Source organism: Oscillibacter sp. MSJ-31 (genome assembly GCF_018918025.1).
Taxonomy (GTDB): domain Bacteria; phylum Bacillota; class Clostridia; order Oscillospirales; family Oscillospiraceae; genus Hominicoprocola.
Window position 1 is genome coordinate 1 of the sequence record NZ_JAHLPT010000063.1, and the last position, 1,286, is coordinate 1,286.

At 52.6% G+C, this 1,286-nt stretch carries 3 protein-coding genes; all 3 read right to left on the reverse strand.

Annotated elements, in window-relative coordinates; genetic code table 11:
• Nucleotides 1-206: recombinase family protein (locus tag KQI17_RS13395; RefSeq protein WP_216496687.1), on the reverse strand; the 206-nt coding region annotated here is incomplete at its 3' end.
• On the reverse strand, nucleotides 206-622 hold the full coding sequence (locus KQI17_RS13400; RefSeq protein ID WP_216496688.1) for a recombinase family protein: 417 nt from the start codon (nucleotides 620-622) through the stop codon (nucleotides 206-208). The genes KQI17_RS13400 and KQI17_RS13395, both read right to left, overlap by 1 nt.
• A gap of 89 nt (nucleotides 623-711) precedes the next feature.
• Nucleotides 712-858, reverse strand: a complete 147-nt coding sequence (locus tag KQI17_RS13405) for a hypothetical protein (protein ID WP_216496689.1) — start codon at nucleotides 856-858, stop codon at nucleotides 712-714.
• Between the last annotated feature and the right edge of the window lie 428 nt (nucleotides 859-1,286).

Genomic DNA, 1,286 nt, shown 5'->3' on the forward strand with positions numbered 1-1,286 from the left:
AAGCCGGGGCGATTGAAGTCCGTTCCTGAAAAGCCGTCGTCCTTGTATATCTTGAAGTTCTCAATGTCATGCTCCTTGGCGTACTTCGTCAGTATCTCGACCTGATGGGAAATGCTGTTACTGTCGCCCTCGTTGTCATCATCACGGGAAAGACGGACATATAGGGCGGTCCATTTCTCAATGAGGGATTTCGCATAGCCTGCCATCACATTCTCCCCCTCTCTTGATATGCCGCTTCTATGGCATTTGCGAGGGATATAGCTTGGTGTGCTGCTTCTGCGCCCTCTTCGATGGAATACAATGTCACATTGTTATCCAGCACCATTTTAACGGCTCTCCCACAATCCAGCACATTGCCGCGGATCAGGCGGTCGAGCTTCGCAACAACAAGGTTTGCTACATGACCGCTTGTGACAGCCTGAAGCATACGGCAGTATTCCGGTCGGTCGGCTGTCGTGCCGCTATACCCCCAGTCACAGAAGAAATGAGGGTTGGGAAGTCCGTGCTGGCGGGCATAGTCCAAAAGGGACTGTATTTGCCCATATTGAGCGTCGAGTTCGTTCTGCTTGCCGCTGTCGATGCGGCAATAAAGTGCGGTGATTTTTTCCTGCTGCCTATTCATTTGAAGCCTCCATTCCGGCAGCTACCATGTGACCTAACTGACACTTATATTATACGATGGGGCAAAATAAGCGTCAAATTTTCGCGCGTCTACTTCTTCGTTTCTCTGTCAAGTAAACGCTTGATTTTTTCGGTCGCAGTAGCTCCCTTGGAAGCGTAAATACCATTCACAACATAGGTGGTATTGCCGAGCTTGTGTGTCGTTTCAACGCGCGGAGCGGTTTCGTTTTTATCCATCAAAAAACCTCCTGATTAGGTATTGGATTGCGTCTCATGGTGGGACGCAATTTTCGACAAAAACCGCGCCCTCATGCGGACGCGGTTCTGAAATATTGTTTGTAAAGTTCTGACATGGTTTCAGGAACAAACCGGACGGCGGCTGGCACCGCCTGCACGGGACTCTCACCCCCTGCGGTTCTCGCAGATCGTCCCCATTGCCTGCGACGGCTCACGGCCCGTCAGGACCGCTTCACGCTCGGACTGTGGCTGGACGAGTGTATCTTTAACCCTGACGTGCAGATCATCGCCACAGGCCCGCCACGGCCCGCTGTGCGCCAATGGACCGCTCCCCCTTTTCCTCCTTTCTCGGCGGGATCATGGCCTGTCCCTTTCGCACGGCTTTTCCCTTTCGGGCTGCACATCAAACGTATCCGGTTGACCTATTC